Raw genomic sequence first — 19,944 nt, 5'->3', positions numbered from 1 at the left:
GGGTCGGCGTCCGTCCGTCAGGAGACGCGGCCGGCGACCAGCGGGCCGCGCTCGACGCGCTCGTCGCCGATGGCCCACGCGCCCTCGACCGCCTCGAGCGCTCGCTCGAACCGCGCGGGCTCGTCGGCGTGCAGCGTGAAGAGCGGCTGCCCCTCGACGACGGCGTCGCCGAGCTTGGCGTGCAGCTCGATGCCCGCGGCCGCCTGCACAGGGTCCTGCTTGCGGGCACGACCGGCTCCGAGGCGCCAGGCCCCGATGCCGAAGGGCAGCGCCTGCTGCTCGGTCACGAAGCCGCTCCGACCTGCGGTCACGACGTGCGTCTCGCGGGCGGTGGGCAGGGCCGCGTCGGGGTCGCCTCCCTGGGCGCGGATCATGGTCTTCCAGGCGTCCATCGCCCGCCCGTCGTCGAGGGCGGCCTCGACGTCGGCGTCGGGCTGGCCAGCGAGGGTGAGCATCTCGCGGGCGAGCGCGACCGTCAGCTCGCGGATGTCGGACGGACCGCCTCCTGCCAGGGTCTCGATCGACTCGCGGACCTCGAGCGCGTTGCCGATGGTCAGGCCGAGCGGGACGTTCATGTCAGTGAGCAGCGCGGTCGTCGCGACGCCCGCGTCCTTGCCGAGGTCGACCATCGTCTGCGCCAGCAGGCGCGACTGCTCGATGTCCTGGATGAACGCGCCGGAGCCGAACTTCACGTCGAGCACGAGCGCCGCCGTGCCCTCCGCGATCTTCTTGCTCATGATCGACGACGCGATCAGCGGGATCGCCTCGACCGTGCCCGTGATGTCGCGGAGTGCGTAGAGCTTGCCGTCGGCGGGGGCGAGGCCCGAGCCGGCAGCGCAGACGACCGCGCCCGAGTCGGCCATGATCTCGCGCATCCGCTCGTTCGAGATCGACGCCTGCCAGCCGGGGATCGACTCGAGCTTGTCGAGCGTGCCGCCGGTGTGCCCGAGGCCACGGCCGGAGAGCTGCGGCACGGCGACCCCGAAGGAGGCGACCAAGGGCGCCAGGGGCAGGGTGATCTTGTCGCCCACTCCCCCGGTCGAGTGCTTGTCGACCGTCGTCTTGCCGAGGCCCGTGAAGTCCATCGTCTCGCCGCTGCGGATCATCGCCAGCGTCATGTCGCGGATCTCGCGGCGCTCCATGCCGTTCAGGAAGATCGCCATCGTGAGCGCGGCCATCTGCTCGTCCGCGACGTAGCCGCGGGTGTAGGCGTCGATCAGCCAGTCGATCTGGGGAGTCTCGAGCGCGTCGCCGCGTCGCTTCACGCGGATGAGGTCGACCGTGTCGAAGGGCTCGACAGACGTCGAGGAGGCGGTGGTGGCGGTGTCGCTGGTGGTCATGATGGTGCTCCTAGCTACGACTGCGAGTCGCGGTACTGCTCGAGTTGACGGGGCCCGAACGCGTCCGGGATCACCTCGTCGATGGACTTGAGGCCGGAGACGGTGTCGAGCACCATCGTCTCGTGGGAGTGCTCGTAGAGCAGCTGGCGGCAGCGGCCGCAGGGCATCAGGACCCCGCCGTTGCCGTCGACGCAGGCGAACGCGACGAGCTGGCCGCCGCCTCCCATGACGAGGTCGCTGACGAGCGAGCACTCGGCGCACAGGGTGATGCCGTACGAGGCGTTCTCGATGTTGCAGCCGGTGACGAGCCGGCCGTCGGCCGTCAGCGCGGCGGCGCCCACGGGGAACCGGGAGTACGGCACGTAGGCCTTGGTCATCGCCTCCCTGGCGGCCTCTCGGAGCGCCTCCCAGTCGGTGGTCTCGGCGACGCTCACGACTTGACGTAGGGCTTGCCGGACGCGGCCGGGCCCCGGGACTGGCCGACGAGGCCGGCGACGGCGAAGATCGTGACGACGTACGGCAGCATCAGCATGAACTCGCTGGGGACCGGCGACCCGATGGCGCCGAGCACGTTCTGGAGGTTCGACGCGAAGCCGAAGAGCAGCGCCGCGAGCGTCGCCCTGATCGGGTCCCACCGGCCGAAGATGACCGCGGCGAGGGCGATGAACCCGGCGCCCGCCGTCATCTCCTTCTGGAAGTTGCCGAGCGAGCCGAGCGTGAAGTACGCACCGCCGAGACCAGCGATGGCGCCTGCGAGCGAGACGTTCCAGAAGCGGGTCGCGTTGACCTTGATGCCCACGGTGTCGGCTGCCTGCGGGTGCTCGCCGACCGCGCGGAGGCGAAGGCCCCACCGCGTGCGGAAGAGCCCGTAGAAGACCACGGCGATCGCGATGTACATCAGGTACACGATGATCGTCTGGCGGAAGAACACCGGCCCGACGATCGGGATCTGGCTGAGCCCGGGGATCGGCAGCTGCGGGAACCGGACGCCCTGGTTGAGAGCCTCGGACTTCGTGAGGACCTGCGAGTACAGGAAGCTCGTGAGCCCCGTGACCAGCACGTTCAGCACGACGCCGACGATCACCTGGTCGACGATGTACCGGATGCTGAAGACGGCCAGGACCATCGACACGAGCACGCCGGCCACCATCGCGGAGGCGAGGCCCACGTACGCGGACCCGGTCGCCGACGCGACGACGGCCGACACGAAGGCGCCGGCGAGCAGCTGGCCCTCGATGGCCACGTTCACGACGCCGACCCGCTCGCTGATGACGCCGCCGAGGGCGCCGAAGATCAGCGGGGTGCTGAGCGCGAGGGCCCCGAGCAGCAGGCCGGGGACGGGGATCGTGGCGTCGGCGCTCGTCCAGGTGAGGAACGCGACGAGGAAGAGGACGCCGAAGACGGCCACGAGCCAGATCGGCACCCGCTGAGCCCGACGGGCGAGCAGGAACGCCACGACGGTCACGGCGGCGAGCACGACCGTGAGCGCGATGCCGGTGGCCGCCGAGGGCACCACGGCGTCGGGCAGCGCGAAGAAGTCGGTCGCGGTGGCGAGACGGAAGGTGCTCGATCCCTCGCGGGGGTTCACGACGAACAGGACCACGGCGATCACGGTGAAGACCGCGAACGCGATGGGCGCCTTGTAGCTGCGCGTGGTGGTGCGGCTGAGGCCGGGGGTCGGCGCGGCGGGGACCGCCGTGTCGGGGGTGAGGGTGCTCACTTGGTGACCACCGCCTCCTTCTTCGAGCCGCGGGGCACCCGAGGGGCACCCGGCGCGGGCAGACGGAAGATGCTGCGGACCAGCGGCGGGGCCGCCACGAACAGCACGATCAGGGACTGGACGACGAGGACGATGTCGATGGGGACCCCGTTCGCCGCCTGCATGGAGTAGCCGCCGGCCTTGAGCGCCCCGAAGAGGATGCCCGCGCCGAAGACGCCCCAGGGTCGCGAACGACCGAGGAGGGCGACGGTGATGGCGTCGAAGCCGATGCCGGCGTCGATGCCGGAGGTGAACCCGGTGGTGAGCGTGCCGAGCACCTGCGTGGAGCCGGCGACACCGGCGAGGGCGCCCGAGATGAGCATCGCGTAGAGGTAGATGTTCTTGACGTTCATGCCGGCGGTGCGTGCGGCGTGCGGGTTCTCGCCGACGGCCCTGAACCGGAAGCCGAGCGTCGACCGGTTGATGAGCCACCAGACGACCGCGGTGATCACGATGACGAGCAGGAAGCCCCAGTTAAGGTTGTACCGGGCCCCGAACAGGTCGGGCAGCACCGCGCTCGGCAGCGTCGCCGGGGACTTCGGGTTGGGGCTGCCGGGAGCCTGCAGCAGGCCGGGGGTGCGCAGGGCGTACGCGATCAGGTAGAACGCGACGTAGTTGAGCATGATCGTGAGGATCACCTCGTGGGCGCCGGTGCGCGCCTTGAGGAGGCCGACGATCCCGCCCCAGACGGCACCGCCCGCGATGCCCGCGAGCAGGGCGAGGGGCAGGTGCACGGCGAGGGGCAGGTCGAACGAGAAGCCGACCCAGCCCGCGGCGCCGGCCGCGATCAGCATCTGGCCCCTGGCGCCGATGTTGAAGAGGCCGACGCGGAAGGCGAGGGCCACGCCGAGGCCTGCGGCGATCAGGGGCACCGAGTAGTTGAGCGTCTCGGTCAGGGGGCGGATGCCGGCCGCGAAGCCGTCGACCCGGAAGTTGTAGACGGACCCCTGGAACAGCGAGGAGTACGAGCCGCCGACCGATGCCCAGAACGCCTGGAAGAAGTCGGAGGGGCGAGAGAAGAAGTAGCCGGTCGTCGCCTGGACGTCGGGATCGGTGAAGCCGATCAGCAGCCCGGAGACGACGAGGGCCAGCACGACGGCGAGCACGGAGATCGCCGCGTTGCCGGTGGTGACCTCACGCAGCAGGCGCGAGCCGCGCGAGTCGCCTGCCTCGAGGCCGCCTCCGGTCGGGGGGCCCTGGGGCGCCGGGGTGGTCGTGGTCGTCGCGTCGCTCACGCCGCGGTCTCCTTGGTCTGGGGGGCCTCGCCGGCCATCATGAGCCCGAGCACGTCGCGCGGGGTGTCGGCCGGGACGATGCCGATGATCGTGCCGCGGTACATCACCGCGATGCGGTCGGCGAGCGCGACGACCTCGTCGAGCTCGGTGGAGACGACGATGACGGGCACGCCGGAGTCGCGCGTCGCGATGATGCGCTTGTGCACGAACTCGATCGAGCCGACGTCGATGCCGCGCGTCGGCTGCGCCGCCACGAACAGCCGGAGGTCGCGGCTCAGCTCGCGCGCGAGGACGACCTTCTGCTGGTTGCCGCCGGAGAGGCGACCGGCCGGCGTGGTGATGCCCTGGGTCCTGATGTCGAACTCGCGCACCTTCTCGACGGCGAAGGCCGCGAGCTCGGCGAGCCGCAGCGAGCCGCGACGCACGAAGGGCCCGGACTGCGACCGGTCGAGCATGAGGTTCTCGGCCACGGTGAACTCGCCGACGAGGCCGTCCTCGTTGCGGTCTTCAGGGACGAACCCGACGCCCGCGTCGAGCACTCGCCGCACGCTGTGGCCCGTGATGTCGCGGCCGTCGAGCGAGACGCGGCCCTGGACGCGGGGCTGCAGGCCGAGGATCGCCTCGGTCAGCTCGGTCTGGCCGTTGCCCTGGACGCCCGCGATCGCGAGCACCTCGCCGCGGCGCACCTCGAACGAGACGTCGTCGACGACGACCTGGCCGATCGGGTCGACCACGCGGAGCGACTCGACGACGAGGGCGGCCTCGCCGGGGTCGGCGGGGCCCTTCTGCACGGTGAGCTCGACCGCGCGGCCGACCATGAGGGAGGCGAGCTCGGCGTTGCTGGCGGAGGGCTCGGCCTCGCCGACGACCTTGCCGAGGCGGATCACCGTGATGCGCGACGCGACCTCGCGCACCTCGCGCAGCTTGTGGGTGATGAACACGATGCCGGTGCCCGCGTCGCGGAGCTGGCGCATGATGCCCATCAGCTCGTCCGTCTCCTGCGGGGTGAGCACGGCGGTGGGCTCGTCGAACACGAGCACCTTCGCGTCGCGCGACAGCGCCTTGACGATCTCGACACGCTGCTGCACGCCGACCGGGAGCTCCTCGACGACGGCGTCGGGGTCGATGTCGAAGCCGAAGCGGCGGGAGATGTCACGGACCTTGGCCCGCGCCGCGGCCAGGTCGAGGCGGCCGCCGCCCTTCGTCTCCTCGTGGCCGAGCATGACGTTCTCGGCGACCGTGAAGACGGGCACGAGCATGAAGTGCTGGTGCACCATGCCGATGCCGGCGGCCATGGCGTCGCCGGGGCCCGCGAACTGCTGGACGACGTCGTCCAGCAGGATCTCGCCCTCGTCGGCCTGGTACAGGCCGTAGAGGACGTTCATCAGGGTCGACTTGCCGGCGCCGTTCTCGCCCAGGAGAGCGTGGATCTCTCCAGGCTCGACGGTGAGGCTGATGTGGTCGTTGGCGGTCAGTGCGCCGAATCGCTTGGTGATGCCCTTGAGCTCGAGCTTCATCTCGTCAATCTACCTCGGGTGTAGGCGTGGGAAGGGCCCGGGACTAACGGTGGAGACCGTCCGACCCGGGCCCTCGATCAGGCCATGCTAATCGATGCCTGACCTGCTGCCGACTGGTGTCAGTTCGTCAGCGAGGACGGCGACTCGACGGGGATCGAGCCGTCGATGATGCCTGCCTTGATGGTGTCCAGCTCGTCCGAGAGGCCGGCGTCGACCTTGTCCTCGAAGTCGTGGAACGGCGCGATGCCGACGCCGTCGTTCTCGAGCGTGCCGACGTAGGGCTCGTTCGAGAAGTCGCCCGACGAGGCCTGCGTGGTGACGTCGTCCGTCGCCTGCTTGATGCCCTTCAGCACCGAGGTGAGGAACAGGTCGCTGTTGGCGCTGTCCGTCTCGTAGGTGTCGGAGTCGGCGCCGACGAGGACGATGTCCGAGCCGGAGTCGCGGATCGCCTCGGCGGCGCTCTGGTAGATCGGGCCGCCGACCGGCAGGATCACGTCGGCGCCCTGGTCGATCAGGGTCTGCGCGCTCTGCTTGGCCGTGGTGCCGGCCTCGAAGCCGCCGGTGAAGGTGCCGGTCTGCGACGCGACGTCCCAGCCGACGACCTTGACGTCGCCGCTCTTCTGCTCGTTGTAGTACTCGACGCCGTCGACGAAGCCGTCCATGAAGATGGTCACGGTCGGGAACTGCATGCCGCCGAAGGTGCCGACGGTGCCGGTCTTCGAGTAGCTGGCCGCCGCGTAGCCGGCGAGGAACGCCGCCTCGGAGGTGTTGAAGGTGATCGGCTTGACGTTGTCGGCCGTGATGGACGCGTCGTCGATCGTGGCGTAGTCGATGTTCGAGTTCGCCTCGGCCGCCGTCTTGGTGGCGTCGGCGAGCGCGAAGCCCACCGTCACGATCAGGTTGCAGCCCTGGTCGGCCAGGTTCGACAGGTTGGCGTCGTAGACCGTCTCGTCGGCCGACTCGACCGTCTTGGCCTCGGCCCCCTCGGCCTCCGCGGCCTCGGTGAGGCCCTCGTAGCCGAGCTGGTTGAACGACTTGTCGTCGAAGCCGCCGGCGTCGGAGACCATGCAGGGCACGAAGTCGCTGGACGCGGACCCGCCAGAGGCGCCGTCGCCCTCGGGTGCCGAGGCACAGCCGGCCAGGATGGCGACGGAGCTCGCCAGGGCGAGGCCGCCGAGGGCGGCCCTACGCACAGTTGTAGTCAAGGTGTCCTCCAAGATGCAGCCCGACACGGGAAGCCGGGCACGTATGGCGACAGGTTACCCAGTGTGACGAGCGCCCCCGACCGCAGGGACGGACCGATGCGGAGGCGTTACACAAGTGCGACCGGCCCGAAACCGAGCCGTAACACGATGCGACCTCAGAGCACGTCGCTGCGGCCGCTGAGCTTGAGGGCGTCGACGACGCTCTTGACCCGCTGCGCGTTCGCCGTCGTCGTGACGAGCAGGGCGTCGGGGGTGTCGACCACGATGATGTCGTTCACGCCGATCAGCGAGATGAGCCGGCCGCTGTGGCCCACGACGATGCCGCTGGACGCGTCGGAGAGCACGCGCGCGTTCTCGCCGAGGATGGCGAGGTCGCTCTTGCGACCGCCCGAGTGCAGCTTGGCGATGGACGCGAAGTCCCCGACGTCGTCCCAGTCGAAGTCGCCCGGCACGACGGCGAGGCGCCCGGCGGCGGCCGCGGGCTCGGCGACCGTGTAGTCGATGGCGATCTTCTCGAGGCCCGGCCAGACGGCGTCGACGACGGCGCCGCGACGCGACGTGTCCCACGCCTCGGCCAGTTCCTCGATGCCCGCGAGGAGCTCGGGTCGCGTCTCGCCCAGCTGTTCGAGGAGGCGGTCGGCACGGGAGATGAACATGCCCCCGTTCCAGAGGTGGTCGCCCCCGGCGACGTAGCCCTCTGCCGTGGGGAGGTCGGGCTTCTCGACGAACGACCTGACCCGTCGCGCGCTGGGCGCGCCCTCGACGTCGAGGCCCTCGCCCACGTGGATGTAGCCGAAGCCGATCGCGGGCTCGGTCGGGGTGATGCCGATCGTGGCGATCCAGCCCGCGTCGGCCAGGGCGATCGCCTCGCGCACGGCACGTCCGAAGCCCCGGACGTCGGCGATCACGTGGTCCGCCGCGAACGAGCCGATGATGACGTCGGGCTCACGACGACGCAGGATGGCCGCGGCCAGGCCGATCGCGGCCGTCGAGTCCTTCGGCTCGCTCTCGAGCACGACGTTGTGGTCGGCGAGGGCGGGGAGCTGCGCCTCGACCGCCGCACGGTGCGAACGGCCGGTGACGACCATGATCCGCTGCTCGCCCGCCAGCGGCGCGAGCCGGTCCCAGGTGCCGCGGAGCAGGGTCGAGCCGCTGCCCGTGAGGTCGTGCAGGAACTTGGGGGCGTCCGCACGGCTGAGGGGCCAGAGGCGCGACCCGATGCCGCCCGCGGGGATGATGCTGTAGAAGCGGTCGAGGCCGTCGGTGCTGGTCATGACGGCCACCCTACCGAGCGGGATCCTGACCGTCGGGCAGGACCGGCTCGCGCCGGTCCCGGCAGTTCACGCACGCGACACCGCCGCGTCACGGCGACGGCTCCGTCCGGCCACGACGGCCGGGCAACCTGGTGGCACGCCGAGTCGAGGAGTGCCCATGCGGGTCGCCATCGTGACCGAGAGTTTCCTGCCCACCGTCAACGGCGTGACCACCAGCGTGCTGCGGGTGCTCGACCACCTCGAGCGGCGGGGCCACGAGGCCCTCGTGGTCGCCCCGGCGGGCCGGGGACACGACAGCTACGCCGGCGCCCGCGTCCACCGCGTGCCGTCCGTCGCGTACCGCCAGTTCCCCGTCGGGCTCCCCGGGCCGCACGTCGCCGGGGCGCTCGCGTCCTTCGCCCCCGACGTCGTGCACGTCGCCTCGCCCTTCCTCCTCGGCGCCCAGGCGATCTCGGCCGCCGCGCGGCTCGGCATGCCGAGCGTCGCGGTCTTCCAGACCGACGTCGCCCGCTACGCCGCCACGAGCGGCCTCGGGTCGGTGACCGAGGCGGTGGCCTGGAAGCTGGTGCGGCGCATCCACGACCAGGCGACCGTCACGCTCGTGCCGTCCACCGCCTCCCTCCGGGACCTGGAGCGCGCCGGCGTCGAGCGGCTGGCGACCTGGGGCCGCGGCGTCGACGCCCGCCGGTACCACCCGAACCGCCGCACGGGCCAGGGCGCGTCGCGGCTGCGGGCCGCCGCGGGCGCCGGTCCGGACGACGTGCTCGTCGGCTACGTCGGACGGCTCGCGGCCGAGAAGCAGGTCGAGCGCCTCGCGGCCCTGCGCCGACAGGACGGCGTCCGCCTGGTCGTCGTCGGCGGGGGGCCCTCGCTGCCCTCGCTGCGTCGCCGGCTGCGCCACCTCGACCCGCTCTTCACCGGCCCGCTGCACGGCGACGAGCTCGCGGACGCGTACGCGGCCCTCGACGTCTTCGTCCACACGGGCACCACCGAGACGTTCGGACAGACCGTGCAGGAGGCGCACGCCGCGGGCGTCCCGGTGGTCGCGCCCGCAGCGGGAGGGCCCCTCGACCTCGTGCGCCACGGCGTCGACGGGTACCTGTTCGACCCCCGCCACGACCACTCGCTGCGGCGCTCGGTCGGCACGCTCGTGGCGGACGGGGCCCTGAGGGCCCGCTTCGGCGAGGCCGGTCGCCGAGCCGTCGTGGGGCGCACCTGGGAGAGCGTCGGCGACGACCTGCTGGGCCACTACGCCCTCGCGCAGGCCAGCCTCCGGCAGGCGACGGCCGCCCGCGCCGCCACGACAGCCGACCTTCTCTCGACATCGAGGTAGATCGACCCTTCTTAGGCCCGCCTAAGCGGCGGGACCACGCACCCCGCTCGTATGCTGGGACAGTTCTATGAACGCACACGGCGGACGCGGCTGTCCTCCCCCGGATCGCAGCCGACCGCCTCGTCCGCGAGGAGGGCCGCTCATGGCTGAGCAGTCGACGGGAACACTGGCGTCACCGGCAGGCAGGTCGGGCGGCTCGTCGCCGCGCATGCCGGAGCCCCGCAGGGGCGGCCGCTTCGCCGGCACCCTCTACCGCGGCCGTGAGGGCATGTGGTCGTGGGTGCTGCACCGCATCACCGGCGTGAGCATCTACTTCTTCCTCCTCGTGCACATCCTCGACACGGCTCTCGTGCGGATCAGCCCCGAGGCGTACGACGCCGTGATCGGCACCTACAAGAACCCGATCATGGGCCTCGGCGAGACAGGCCTCGTGGCGGCGATCCTCTTCCACGCCCTCAACGGCCTGCGCATCATCCTCATCGACTTCTGGGCCCCGGCCACCAAGCACCAGCGACTCCTGTTCTGGATCGTCATCGGCGTCGCCGTGGTGCTGTTCGCCGGCTTCGCCCCCCGCCACCTGATGAACGTCTTCTCGGAGTAACGCGATGACCACTGAGACCGTCGAGGCCCCGCGCAGCGCGCGCACCGCCCGCCGCAGCACCAACTGGGAGAAGTGGGGCTGGATCTACATGCGCGCCAGCGGCGCCGTGCTGGTCGTGCTGATCTTCGGCCACCTGTTCGTCAACCTGCTCGCGGGCGAGGGCGGCGTCAAGGCGATCGACTGGGGCTTCGTCGCCGGCAAGTGGGCCAACCCCTTCTGGCAGGTCTACGACACGCTGCTCCTCTGGCTCGCGCTGATCCACGGCTCGAACGGCATGCGCACCATCGTCAACGACTACGTCGGCCGACCCGCGGTGCGCCGTGTGCTGCTCGGGACGCTCGTCGTCTCGGCTGCCGTCCTGCTCCTCCTCGGCACCCTCGTGGTCTGGACCTTCGACCCGTGCCCGGCCAACGCGCCGGCCGACATGCTGCCGTCCATCTGCTCGGCCTGACCACCTCGGCGTGACGACCTCCGCCTCCTCGACCCGTACCGCCGCCGGCACCACCGTCCCCCGGAAAGAACTGTGACCACTCCCTCCGCTCCCGCCTCGTCCGACCAGGACTCCGTCGTCGACGGCATCCACTACCACCAGCACGACGTCGTGATCGTCGGCGCCGGGGGCGCAGGGATGCGCGCCGCGATCGAGGCCGGCCCCAACGCCAGGACCGCCGTCATCTCGAAGCTGTACCCGACCCGGTCGCACACCGGCGCAGCGCAGGGCGGCATGGCCGCGGCGCTCGCCAACGTCGAGGACGACAACTGGGAGTGGCACACCTTCGACACGGTCAAGGGAGGCGACTACCTGGTCGACCAGGACGCCGCCGAGATCCTGGCGAAGGAGGCGATCGACGCCGTCCTCGACCTCGAGAACATGGGCCTGCCGTTCAACCGCACGCCCGAGGGCAAGATCGACCAGCGACGCTTCGGCGGCCACACGGCCGAGCACGGCAAGGCCCCCGTCCGACGGGCCTGCTACGCCGCCGACCGCACCGGCCACATGATCCTGCAGACGCTGTACCAGAACTGCGTCAAGCTCGGCATCGACTTCTACAACGAGTTCTACGTGCTCGACCTGATCATGGGCGAGGTCGACGGCGTCGCCCGACCGGCCGGCGTCGTGGCGCTCGAGCTCGCGACCGGCGAGCTGCACGTCTTCCAGGGCAAGTCCGTGGTCTTCGCCACGGGCGGCTTCGGCAAGATCTACAAGACGACGTCCAATGCCCACACCCTGACGGGCGATGGTGTCGGCATCATCTGGCGCAAGGGCCTGCCCCTCGAGGACATGGAGTTCTTCCAGTTCCACCCGACCGGCCTGGCCGGTCTCGGCATCCTCCTGTCGGAGGCGGCCCGCGGCGAGGGCGCCATCCTCCGCAACAGCGAGGGCGAGCGCTTCATGGAGCGCTACGCCCCCACCATCAAGGACCTCGCCCCGCGCGACATCGTCGCCCGCTGCATGGCCACAGAGATCCGCGAGGGTCGTGGCGGCGGCCCGCACAAGGAATACGTCTACCTCGACATCACGCACCTCGACCCCGCCGTGATCGACGCGAAGCTGCCCGACATCACCGAGTTCGCCCGCACCTACCTCGGCGTCGAGCCGTACACGGAGCCGGTGCCGGTGCTGCCGACGGCGCACTACGCCATGGGCGGCATCCCCACGAACGTCCACGCCGAGGTGCTCAGCGACAACACCACGGTCGTGCCCGGGCTCTACGCCGCCGGCGAGTGTGCCTGCGTCAGCGTGCACGGCTCGAACCGCCTCGGCACGAACTCGCTGCTCGACATCAACGTCTTCGGCAAGCGCGCCGGCAACAACGCCGTCGAGTTCGCCAGGACCGCCGAGTTCGTGCCGCTGCCCGAGGATCCTGCCGGCTTCGTCCGGGGGCTCGTCGCCGACGTCCGCAACGCCACCGGCACGGAGCGCATCGCGACGCTCCGCAAGGAGCTGCAGGACAGCATGGACCGCAACGCCCAGGTGTTCCGCACCGAGGAGACCCTCGACGAGGTGACCCACGTGATCGCCGACCTGCGCGACCGGTTCAAGAACATCTCGGTGCAGGACAAGGGCAAGCGCTTCAACACCGACCTGCTCGAGGCCATCGAGCTCGGGTTCCTGCTCGACCTCGCCGAGGTCGTCGTGTACTCGGCACGCTCGCGCCAGGAGAGCCGCGGAGGCCACTTCCGCGAGGACTACCCGACGCGCGACGACGAGAACTGGCTCGTCCACACGATGGCCTACCTGACGGGCGACCCCCACTCGTCGCTCGCGGGCGACCACATCCGACTCGACACGAAGCCCGTCGTGATCACGAACTACCAGCCGATGGAACGGAAGTACTGAGCATGAGCTCCGCAGTCCTCGAGAACGCCCCGACCGCCTCCGACGCCGTCCCCACCTTCACCGCGACGCTGATCATCCGTCGCTTCGACCCCGAGGTGGACGACGAGCCGCGCTGGCAGGACTTCGACGTGCAGGTGCTGCCCACCGACCGCGTGCTCGACGCCCTGCACCAGATCAAGTGGGAGCAGGACGGCTCGCTGACGTTCCGCCGCTCGTGCGCCCACGGCGTCTGCGGCTCGGACGCGATGCGGATCAACGGCCGCAACCGGCTCGCCTGCAAGACCCTCATCAAGGACCTCGACCTCAGCCAGCCCATCTACGTCGAGGCCATCAAGGGGCTGCCCCTCGAGAAGGACCTCGTCGTCGACATGGAGCCGTTCTTCCAGTCGTACCGCGAGATCCAGCCGTTCCTCATGGCCTCCTCGAAGCCCGAGAAGGAGCGCATCCAGAGCGCCACCCAGCGCGAGCGCTTCGACGACACCACCAAGTGCATCCTCTGCGCCGCGTGCACGTCGAGCTGCCCCGTGTTCTGGACCGACGGCCAGTACTTCGGCCCGGCCGCCATCGTCAACGCGCACCGCTTCATCTTCGACTCGCGCGACGAGGGCGCCCAGGTGCGCCTCGACATCCTCAACGACAAAGAAGGCGTGTGGCGCTGCCGCACCACCTTCAACTGCACCGAGGCCTGCCCCCGCGGCATCCAGGTGACCAAGGCGATCGCCGAGGTCAAGAACGCCGTGCTGCGCGGCAGCGTCGCCCCCGTCAGCTGAGCCGACGCCCCGCAGCCCCGGCGACGCACGGAAGGGCCCGGCACCACCTCGGTGGCGTCGGGCCCTCGTGCATGCCGGGACAGGTGCATCCAGGGACAGGTGCGTCCCGGGACAGCCGGTCGCGGAACGGTCAGTCGTCCTCGACGATGCAGACGGCCTCGAGGCCGAGCGCCAGCCGGAGGGCCACCGAGACTCCCTGCTCGCCCCCGTCGCCGTGGGGCGCGACCGCGTCGACCCACCAGACGGGGAGGCGGACGGCGGGCGGGTCGGGGAGCAGGCGCTCGATCTCCCCCGCGACCGTGACCTCGTCGGAGCTGAAGACGGTGAGGACGGCGTCGCCCGACCCCCCGAACACCTGCAGGGCGGCTCCGCCGTCGATCTCGCGGACGCCCAGGGAGTCGTCGACCGTCCTCGCGGCCGTGGCGAGGTCGAGGGCGTCGACGGCGTGCGGGCTCAGGATCGTGATCTCACGGGGCACCGGGGGGCGCCTCCTCGTCGGTGTCGGTGTCTGCATCGGTGTCTGTGTCTGCATCGGTGTCGGTGTCTGCATCGGCGCCGCCGTCCGCAGCGGGCCGCCCCTCGTGCAGGAGGTCGTGCTCGTCGAGGTCGTCCTCCCAGGCCTCGAGGAGCGGCGGCGACACCATCTCGGCCAGCCTCTCCGGGCCCACGGCGTCGAGGGTGTCGTGCAGGGCGTCCCAGCCGGAGGTCGCGGCGTCGCCGAGCGAGACCACGTAGGCAGGGAGGCGCGCGCGGCCGACCACGGTCACCGGCCGGGGCACGGGGATCGTCGAGACCGTCAGGCCCAGCCGCTGCACGGACGGTGCGCCGATCAGGAGGACGACGGGGTTGGGCGGCGGGTACGTGACGGCCCGGACGCTGCGGTCGGGCTCGCCCTCCCTCGCCACGACGAGGGCGAAGGTCGGGACGGAGGTGCGGGCGATCTCCGAGAGGGCCTCCGTGAGACGGCCGACGGCGGCGTCGACGGCGCCTGCGTCCGTGCGTGCGTCCGGCACGGCGATCGTGAGGGCGGTCGTCTCCTCGATCCCGTTCTCCGTGACGCGGGCCGTGAGCGTGCCCGACAAGCCGGGGCCCTCGACGACCACGCGGACGAGCTCGGGCGCAGCGTGCCGGGCGCTCTGCGTGAGCACCCAGCGGTCCCAAGGGCGCCGCAGCGGCTCCGTCTCGCCCCACCGGTCGGGCATCGACCCGGCCACAGCCTCGGAGAGGACCTCGACGGCACCGCCGAGGGTCGTGTCGTGGTCGACGCGGTGCAGCACCGTGAGGTCGACCGAGAGCTGCGCGGCCGTGTCGACCGCTTCCTCGAGAATCACCGCCTCGGGGACGACATCGTGGTCGTCCGGTCCGTCGGTGGCCGTCGGCGGCCAGCCAGCGTCATCGAGGTCTGCGTACGGGGATCCCGTCAGCCCGTCGCGGAGGCGTCCGCGCTCGTCGTGGACAGCCCAGGCGGCTCCGGCGTGGACGAGCGCGGCTCGCGTCCCCACGGTCAGGCGGGAGGACTCTCCCGTCACGAGCACGATGCGGCGACGGCCCCGGCGCCGGGCCAGGAGGTCGGCGAGCGGCGCGCTCAGCCTGACGACGCGGGCTCGGCTGTCGACACGGACGACGCGCGAGGTCACGGCGTCGATCAACGGGTGTCGGATAGGGGTGCCCACGACGACAAGTCTGCTCCCGGCCCCTGGACGGTGACCGGTCGACGACCTCGGTCGCCCCGAAGAGGGCAGGAGGCGGCCGGTGCGAATAGTCTGTCGGTGCCGTCCGCGACGCCCGCGACGTCGGCACCGCTCCCGATCCCCGATCACGACCGAGAGGCACCGACGTGGACGTCGCCCGACAGCAGGACCTGCAGAACCAGATCGCCGCTCGCGTCGCCGAGTCCCTGGTCGACGTCGACTGGGCGGAGGCGACCCTGTTCCTCCTGCAGGTCGGCGACGTCAGCCGCACCTGGGTCGACGCCCTCGACGCGGCCGGCAGCGTGAAGCAGGACCTCCCGACGCCGGATGTCGAGGCCCTCGGGCGGCAGCTCCGTGAGGCGATGGCCGATCCCGAGCGCGGCACGTGGTTCTCGCTCGTGCTCACGCTCTCGGCCGACGGCTCCTTCACCGCGCGCTTCAACGGCGAGCGACGCGTGTTCGACGACTCCGCGTCGCCGTTCGAGGCGACGAACGACGTGGTCGTCCCCACCGACGCGGACTACGCCGCGGACCTCGCGCGCTTCCCCCGTGCCGAGAAGTACCGGCCCGAGTGGCTGCCAGAGGGCGTCGCACCTGCCGCGGCGACCTCTCCCACCGCCTCCGGGTCGCCGGCCGCCCCTCCCTCGGCCACCGCACCCGCCGCGGTCCTCCCCGCCTCGCTCTCCGGTCTCGCGGGCCGCTGGGGCTGGCCGGGAGTGCTCGCGAGCGTCGCGCAGCAGACCGCGGCTTCACCGGTGGCGTCGTCGCCCGAGGCCACGCCCGCCGACGAGTCCGACGCGCCGGAGCTCTCGCTCGGCCAGCTCGCCCTCCGCGTGCGGGACGCCGTCGTGCTCGACGTGATCGCGCCCCACCGGGTCGCCACCCTGCTCCGGCTGCACGCCGAGGCCGTCGACGCCGGTGTGCTGCCCGCCGTCGACGCGGTCGAGTCGGTCGACCCCGAGCTGGGCCTCGAGGAGGCGCGCGTCGCCTCCCCCGAGGTCGTGCCGGCCGTCGAGGCGGCCGTCGCGAGCGTCGTCGACGCGGTCGTCGCCGAGCACCTCCGGGCCGTCGTGGCCTGATCCCCGGCCCGCCGCCGCGCGGTCCGGGTCAGGCCAGGCGCACGAGGACGGGCCGGTCGTCGGGTGCTCGCCACGACGGGTCGGCCACGGGGTCGGCGCCCCGCCGCACGTCGAGGACCTGGCTGCGTGCCGCCCGGTCGTGCCAGCCCCTCCGACGACCCGTCGGGTCGAGGGAGGTGGCCGAGAGCAGCAGGAGCAGCAGCCAGATCCACGCGAGGCCGAGCGGGAACACGACGAGCCCGCGCAGGAGCGCCCGCCCGACGCCCACGGTGCGGCGTGGATCGGAGTCGTGCACGACGCGGAGACCGAGCAGGGCCATGCCGGGGGTGCGACCGACGAGGCCGACGGCCACGCCCAGGCCGGCGAGCCAGGCGAGCTCGGCCGAGAAGAAGGCCGTCGGCACGGCCCAGGCCTCGACGGCGGGGTCGGGCACGACGAGGACGGCGGCGAACAGGGTGCCGTACAGCACCGCCACCGAGAGGACGACGTCGATGGCGAGCGCTGCGATGCGCCGCCCGACGCCGGCCACCACCAGGCCCGCCCAGCGTTCGCCGGGCCCGAGCTGGACCACCGGGACGGGGGCGACCACGGTGCCTGCCGCGCCGGGACCGATCGGACCGACCGGGCCTGCGGGAGCGACGGGGCGCACCGGGCCGCCGGCGCCTCCGGGGCTCGCGGGGCCGACGGGGCCGGGTTCGTCAGACGGCGCGTGGCCCCATCCGCCGTGGGAGGGCGGGGGCGTCGGGTCGGAGGGCGGTGACGAGCTCATCCGTCCAGGCTAGCGACCGTGCCGTCGCGCCGCGGCGAGGACGCCCCGACCGTCGCGGGCTCGGTCCGCCCTAGGATCGGAGCATGGGGACGACACGGACGAGGGACGCGCTCACCGCCGAGGGGATCCCGCCGGAGGCGGTCGTGCTGCCGGGCGACGAGCTCGCGTCACCCCCGCTCGAGGGCGCCCTCGTGGTGCGCGCCGACGAGCGCGACGGCTCTGGCCGTTGGCGACTCGAGACGGTCGACTACGGCCACGGGCATCTCCTCCGCCGCTTCCCCGGCCGGGACGCGGCGCTCGACGGCGTCGTCGAGTACGTCTCACGCCCCCTCCCTCCCTCCTCCGCGCTGGGGCCGGTCGACGTGGCGGCCGCCGCGCTCCGCGTCGAGCAGTTCGTCATGCCCCTGTCCGCGCGGGCACGGGCGGCCGGCGACGCCGGCGTCCTCGTCGAGGTGCCGCCCGGCGTGCCACTCGACCGGGTCGGCGCCCTCGACGGGGTCCACCTGTACGTCGCGGGGACCGACCTCGAGGCGCGCTCCCTCCCGCCGACGGCCGTGAGCGCGCCCGCCCGCGTCCACGTCGTGATGACGACGGGCGTCGTCCTCATGCGCGCCGTCGTCACCCCGCCGTGGTTCGGCCGCCCAGGAGGCGGCCTGCGCTTCACGGTGGCGGATGCCGGCACGGGCCTGCGGGACCTCCTGGTCGCCGGTCTCGTCGAGCTCGTCGAGGGCCCGTGACGCCGGGCCACGCGGGGGCCTCGGCGGGCCGCCCCCGGGACGCGGCCGAGCGGCAGCGTGCCGTGTCACGCCTCCTGCGCCCTCGGCTGGTGCTGCCGCCTGCCCTCGACCGACCGACGTCCCGTCGTCTGGCCGGCCTCGACGACGCCGTCGCGGCCGCCCTCGGGACGGGCGAGCACGACGACCTCCTCGACGACCGTGTGGTCGAGCGCTGGCCCGCCGTCCTCGTCGCCCTCGTGGCGGACGTCGTCGGCCGGCTGCCGTCGACCGGCACCCCTGACCCGACGGAGGCGGTGCGCCTCATCGTGCAGGAGGCCCTCAGCACGCGGCTGGGCTTCGGACCCGCCTCCTCCCCCGACTCCCCCCTCCTCGTCGCGGCAGCGCGCATCGGGCAGACGGCCGGGGCGCTGGAGTCGAAGGGCTGGACGCGCGTCGTGCCCGCGGCCCGGGACGCCGCGGCGGCGGAGCTGGTGTCCGCCCCTCGGGAGGCTCGTGCGGTCGTGACCCGTCACCTCCGGCGCGTCCACCTGGAGGTGCTGCCCCGCCACGGCGCGGCGGGCACGCCCGGCTCCACGCTCGTCGTGTTGCCGACAGCAGGGTCGCTCGTCGTCGTCGAGGTCGGACGACCGTTCCTCGAGGACGACGACCTCGCCGCCTTCGAGCCCTACCTCGCCGCGGTCGCGGACCTCGGGGCGCTGCAGGACCGGCACGACGCGGACGCCCGGCTGCACGACCAGCACTGAGGACGGCCAGGTCCGGGCCCCGCCGAAGGTCCGGGACCCGCTGAGGCCCTGGGCCCCGCCGAGGGTCTAGGCCCCGCCGAGGGTCCGGGGCGCGTCGGGGTCGAGCACGAGGTCGACGACGGCGCGGGCCCCGAGTTCGAGCACCCGGGAGAAGCCCACGGCGGAGCGGCGTGCGCCCGAGCCGGGGAACGCGACCCACTCGGCGCCTGCCGCGGAGCGCCAGGACAGGGTCACCGCCCGGGTGTCCGCCTCGACGTCGACCCCTGCGGGGATCGAGGCTAGGTCGTCGCTGACGGCGACGCGCTCGAGCCCGAGCTCGGCGCGGACCGGCACGCGAAGCTCCCAGAGGAGCACGCGCCAGGCGAGGTCGAGCGTGCTGGTCGTGGCCCGCACGCGGGCCCGGCCGCGCTCGGTGCTCTCGACGTCGAAGCCGAGGTCGGACGCCCTCACCTGGAAGCCCGTGTCGCCGTTGCCGACCGCCAGCTCCGTGCCGGGCTGCTCGACGATGCGCAGACGGCCGCGCTCGGCGAGGGCGACCACGAGGCCGCGCACGTCGACGTCGACCTCGGCGCCGACCTGCGCGTCGACCTCGGCCTCGGCCCCGGCGTCGACCTCGGCGATCCTGGCCTCGAGGGCGGCCTCGGTCAGCGTGTCGACGACGTCGGCGACGTCCTGGAGCACGAGGTCCAGCGGCGAGTTCGGGACGAGAGGAACGCCGACGTCGGCCCGGGGGTCGACCGCGCGGCCGAGCGCCAGGTCGCGTCCGGTCGCGCGGGCCCAGGGCTCCCAGAGCGCGACGACGCCCCCCGCGTCGAGGGACGTGACCCGATCGGCCCAGACGGCCTTCCACACGTCGTCTGCGGCGTCGTCGGTCTCCTGCACGCGCTCCTCGCGCGGCGAGCGCGCGAGCTCACGGACGACCTCAGGACGCAGCACGCGGTCCACGGTCCCCACGACGCTCTGCCACACGTCGGCCCAGCCCGGGATCGCGACCAGGTGGGCGACGGACGGGGGCGGCGCCAGCGGGGTCGTGGCACGCTCGGGCTCGACCTCGACCTCGACCGGCCGCTCGTCGGCCGCCGGTCGCGCGACCGGGTACCAGGCCGGAAGGGACTCAGGGCGTCGAGGATGCCGAGCCAGGTCCTCGAGGAGCGACTCGTCCGTGGGCGAGTCGTCGGCGTGGCCGGACAGGGGCTCGTCGGCGTTCGTCCAGGACGGGCGACGGTCGTAGTTGTACTCGTAGGAGTAGCGCCCCTCGGCCGTCACGGTGAGGAACGTGCTCAGCCAGGCACCTTCTCCCGGGCGCTCGGTCTGGCGGCGGAGCTCCTCGAGGGGCTCGTTGACCTCTCGCGGCACGCGGATGCTCGACCGCTCGTCGTGCTCGTCCCAGATGTCGAGGAAGGTGCTGACGTTGCCGGCGATCTCGGACCAGAAGACCCGGACCCGCGCCCACGGCGCCCCTGCCCGCGACACGGCCCGGAACACGGCGAGCGCCGCCTCCTTCTGCTTCTGCTCGACGACGCTGACGTCCATGGCCCTCCCCTTCCTGG

The 19,944-nt window shown here is 72.4% G+C and carries 19 protein-coding genes; 8 read left to right on the top strand and 11 right to left on the bottom strand.

What is annotated here, in order from left to right; genetic code table 11:
* Window positions 1-17: 17 nt before the first annotated feature.
* The 7 genes from JOE35_RS06270 to JOE35_RS06240 form a co-directional block, all read right to left on the bottom strand.
* Window positions 18-1,340, bottom strand: coding sequence for a thymidine phosphorylase (locus tag JOE35_RS06270; protein ID WP_209560364.1), 1,323 nt, complete (start codon window positions 1,338-1,340; stop codon window positions 18-20).
* Window positions 1,341-1,354: 14 nt separating this feature from the next.
* Window positions 1,355-1,774 carry a cytidine deaminase gene (locus tag JOE35_RS06265; RefSeq protein ID WP_209560363.1) on the bottom strand — a complete coding sequence of 140 codons (420 nt, stop codon included), beginning with the start codon at window positions 1,772-1,774 and terminating at the stop codon, window positions 1,355-1,357.
* On the bottom strand, window positions 1,771-3,060 hold the full coding sequence (locus tag JOE35_RS06260) for an ABC transporter permease (protein WP_209560362.1): 1,290 nt from the start codon (window positions 3,058-3,060) through the stop codon (window positions 1,771-1,773). Before JOE35_RS06260 ends, JOE35_RS06265 begins: the two co-directional genes overlap by 4 nt.
* Window positions 3,057-4,334: an ABC transporter permease gene (locus tag JOE35_RS06255; protein WP_209560361.1), complete on the bottom strand. Its 1,278-nt coding sequence runs from the start codon at window positions 4,332-4,334 to the stop codon at window positions 3,057-3,059. The genes JOE35_RS06260 and JOE35_RS06255 overlap by 4 nt, the downstream gene beginning before the upstream one ends.
* On the bottom strand, window positions 4,331-5,851 hold the full coding sequence (locus JOE35_RS06250) for an ABC transporter ATP-binding protein (protein WP_209560360.1): 1,521 nt from the start codon (window positions 5,849-5,851) through the stop codon (window positions 4,331-4,333). Before JOE35_RS06250 ends, JOE35_RS06255 begins: the two co-directional genes overlap by 4 nt.
* 119 nt (window positions 5,852-5,970) lie before the next feature.
* Window positions 5,971-7,056 (bottom strand): BMP family protein, encoded by a 1,086-nt coding sequence (locus JOE35_RS06245; protein ID WP_209560359.1) that lies wholly within the window; start codon window positions 7,054-7,056, stop codon window positions 5,971-5,973.
* Window positions 7,057-7,211: 155 nt separating this feature from the next.
* Window positions 7,212-8,330 carry a mannose-1-phosphate guanylyltransferase gene (locus JOE35_RS06240; protein WP_209560358.1) on the bottom strand — a complete coding sequence of 373 codons (1,119 nt, stop codon included), beginning with the start codon at window positions 8,328-8,330 and terminating at the stop codon, window positions 7,212-7,214.
* Window positions 8,331-8,487: 157 nt separating this feature from the next.
* Here JOE35_RS06240 and JOE35_RS06235 point away from each other — a divergent pair, with 157 nt between their 5' ends.
* The 5 genes from JOE35_RS06235 (at window position 8,488) to JOE35_RS06215 (ending at window position 13,375) form a co-directional block, all read left to right on the top strand.
* Window positions 8,488-9,663 (top strand): glycosyltransferase family 1 protein, encoded by a 1,176-nt coding sequence (locus JOE35_RS06235; protein ID WP_209560357.1) that lies wholly within the window; start codon window positions 8,488-8,490, stop codon window positions 9,661-9,663.
* Between the two features lie 208 nt (window positions 9,664-9,871).
* Window positions 9,872-10,264, top strand: a complete 393-nt coding sequence (gene sdhC, locus JOE35_RS06230; protein WP_209561909.1) for a succinate dehydrogenase, cytochrome b556 subunit — start codon at window positions 9,872-9,874, stop codon at window positions 10,262-10,264.
* 4 nt (window positions 10,265-10,268) lie between these two features.
* Window positions 10,269-10,715 carry a succinate dehydrogenase hydrophobic membrane anchor subunit gene (locus JOE35_RS06225; RefSeq protein WP_209560356.1) on the top strand — a complete coding sequence of 149 codons (447 nt, stop codon included), beginning with the start codon at window positions 10,269-10,271 and terminating at the stop codon, window positions 10,713-10,715.
* Between the two features lie 72 nt (window positions 10,716-10,787).
* On the top strand, window positions 10,788-12,605 hold the full coding sequence (gene sdhA, locus JOE35_RS06220) for a succinate dehydrogenase flavoprotein subunit (RefSeq protein WP_123546570.1): 1,818 nt from the start codon (window positions 10,788-10,790) through the stop codon (window positions 12,603-12,605).
* A 2-nt stretch (window positions 12,606-12,607) separates the two neighbouring features.
* The gene (locus JOE35_RS06215) at window positions 12,608-13,375 is read left to right on the top strand and encodes a succinate dehydrogenase iron-sulfur subunit (RefSeq protein WP_123546571.1); all 768 of its coding nucleotides are present in this window, start codon (window positions 12,608-12,610) and stop codon (window positions 13,373-13,375) included.
* A gap of 130 nt (window positions 13,376-13,505) precedes the next feature.
* Here the strand turns inward: JOE35_RS06215 and JOE35_RS06210 are convergent, their stop codons facing one another.
* Both JOE35_RS06210 and JOE35_RS06205 read right to left on the bottom strand, forming a co-directional pair.
* Complete coding sequence (locus JOE35_RS06210) at window positions 13,506-13,853, bottom strand: hypothetical protein (RefSeq protein WP_209560355.1); 348 nt, start codon at window positions 13,851-13,853, stop codon at window positions 13,506-13,508.
* Window positions 13,843-15,048: a DUF6177 family protein gene (locus JOE35_RS06205; RefSeq protein ID WP_209560354.1), complete on the bottom strand. Its 1,206-nt coding sequence runs from the start codon at window positions 15,046-15,048 to the stop codon at window positions 13,843-13,845. Before JOE35_RS06205 ends, JOE35_RS06210 begins: the two co-directional genes overlap by 11 nt.
* A 164-nt stretch (window positions 15,049-15,212) precedes the next feature.
* Here JOE35_RS06205 and JOE35_RS06200 point away from each other — a divergent pair, with 164 nt between their 5' ends.
* Window positions 15,213-16,145 carry a hypothetical protein gene (locus JOE35_RS06200; protein ID WP_209560353.1) on the top strand — a complete coding sequence of 311 codons (933 nt, stop codon included), beginning with the start codon at window positions 15,213-15,215 and terminating at the stop codon, window positions 16,143-16,145.
* A 28-nt stretch (window positions 16,146-16,173) separates the two neighbouring features.
* On the opposite strand, the gene JOE35_RS06195 is transcribed toward JOE35_RS06200, so the two are convergent.
* Complete coding sequence (locus tag JOE35_RS06195) at window positions 16,174-16,914, bottom strand: RDD family protein (RefSeq protein WP_209560352.1); 741 nt, start codon at window positions 16,912-16,914, stop codon at window positions 16,174-16,176.
* A gap of 83 nt (window positions 16,915-16,997) precedes the next feature.
* Between JOE35_RS06195 and JOE35_RS06190 the strand changes: the two genes are divergently transcribed.
* Both JOE35_RS06190 and JOE35_RS06185 read left to right on the top strand, forming a co-directional pair.
* Window positions 16,998-17,651 (top strand): TNT domain-containing protein, encoded by a 654-nt coding sequence (locus JOE35_RS06190; protein ID WP_209560351.1) that lies wholly within the window; start codon window positions 16,998-17,000, stop codon window positions 17,649-17,651.
* A 62-nt stretch (window positions 17,652-17,713) separates the two neighbouring features.
* Window positions 17,714-18,394, top strand: coding sequence for a hypothetical protein (locus tag JOE35_RS06185; protein ID WP_209560350.1), 681 nt, complete (start codon window positions 17,714-17,716; stop codon window positions 18,392-18,394).
* Between the two features lie 66 nt (window positions 18,395-18,460).
* On the opposite strand, the gene JOE35_RS06180 is transcribed toward JOE35_RS06185, so the two are convergent.
* The gene (locus tag JOE35_RS06180; protein ID WP_209560349.1) at window positions 18,461-19,927 is read right to left on the bottom strand and encodes a hypothetical protein; all 1,467 of its coding nucleotides are present in this window, start codon (window positions 19,925-19,927) and stop codon (window positions 18,461-18,463) included.
* Window positions 19,928-19,944: the final 17 nt, after the last annotated feature.

This window comes from Frigoribacterium sp. PvP032, from assembly GCF_017833035.1.
GTDB lineage: Bacteria > Actinomycetota > Actinomycetes > Actinomycetales > Microbacteriaceae > Frigoribacterium.
Note: the sequence above shows the minus strand (reverse complement) of the source record. Positions and strands in the feature narration are given on the sequence as shown.

Excerpts from the sequence above, each read along its gene's own strand:
- JOE35_RS06225 (WP_209560356.1), top strand. The coding sequence starts at position 10,269 with ATGACCACTGAGACCGTCGAGGCCCCGCGCAGCGCGCGCACCGCCCGC.
- JOE35_RS06215 (WP_123546571.1), top strand. The coding sequence starts at position 12,608 with ATGAGCTCCGCAGTCCTCGAGAACGCCCCGACCGCCTCCGACGCCGTC.
- JOE35_RS06235 (WP_209560357.1), top strand. The coding sequence starts at position 8,488 with ATGCGGGTCGCCATCGTGACCGAGAGTTTCCTGCCCACCGTCAACGGC.
- JOE35_RS06195 (WP_209560352.1), bottom strand. The coding sequence starts at position 16,914 with ATGAGCTCGTCACCGCCCTCCGACCCGACGCCCCCGCCCTCCCACGGC.
- JOE35_RS06180 (WP_209560349.1), bottom strand. The coding sequence starts at position 19,927 with ATGGACGTCAGCGTCGTCGAGCAGAAGCAGAAGGAGGCGGCGCTCGCC.
- JOE35_RS06250 (WP_209560360.1), bottom strand. The coding sequence starts at position 5,851 with ATGAAGCTCGAGCTCAAGGGCATCACCAAGCGATTCGGCGCACTGACC.
- JOE35_RS06240 (WP_209560358.1), bottom strand. The coding sequence starts at position 8,330 with ATGACCAGCACCGACGGCCTCGACCGCTTCTACAGCATCATCCCCGCG.
- sdhC (WP_209561909.1), top strand. The coding sequence starts at position 9,872 with ATGCCGGAGCCCCGCAGGGGCGGCCGCTTCGCCGGCACCCTCTACCGC.
- JOE35_RS06190 (WP_209560351.1), top strand. The coding sequence starts at position 16,998 with ATGGGGACGACACGGACGAGGGACGCGCTCACCGCCGAGGGGATCCCG.
- JOE35_RS06270 (WP_209560364.1), bottom strand. The coding sequence starts at position 1,340 with ATGACCACCAGCGACACCGCCACCACCGCCTCCTCGACGTCTGTCGAG.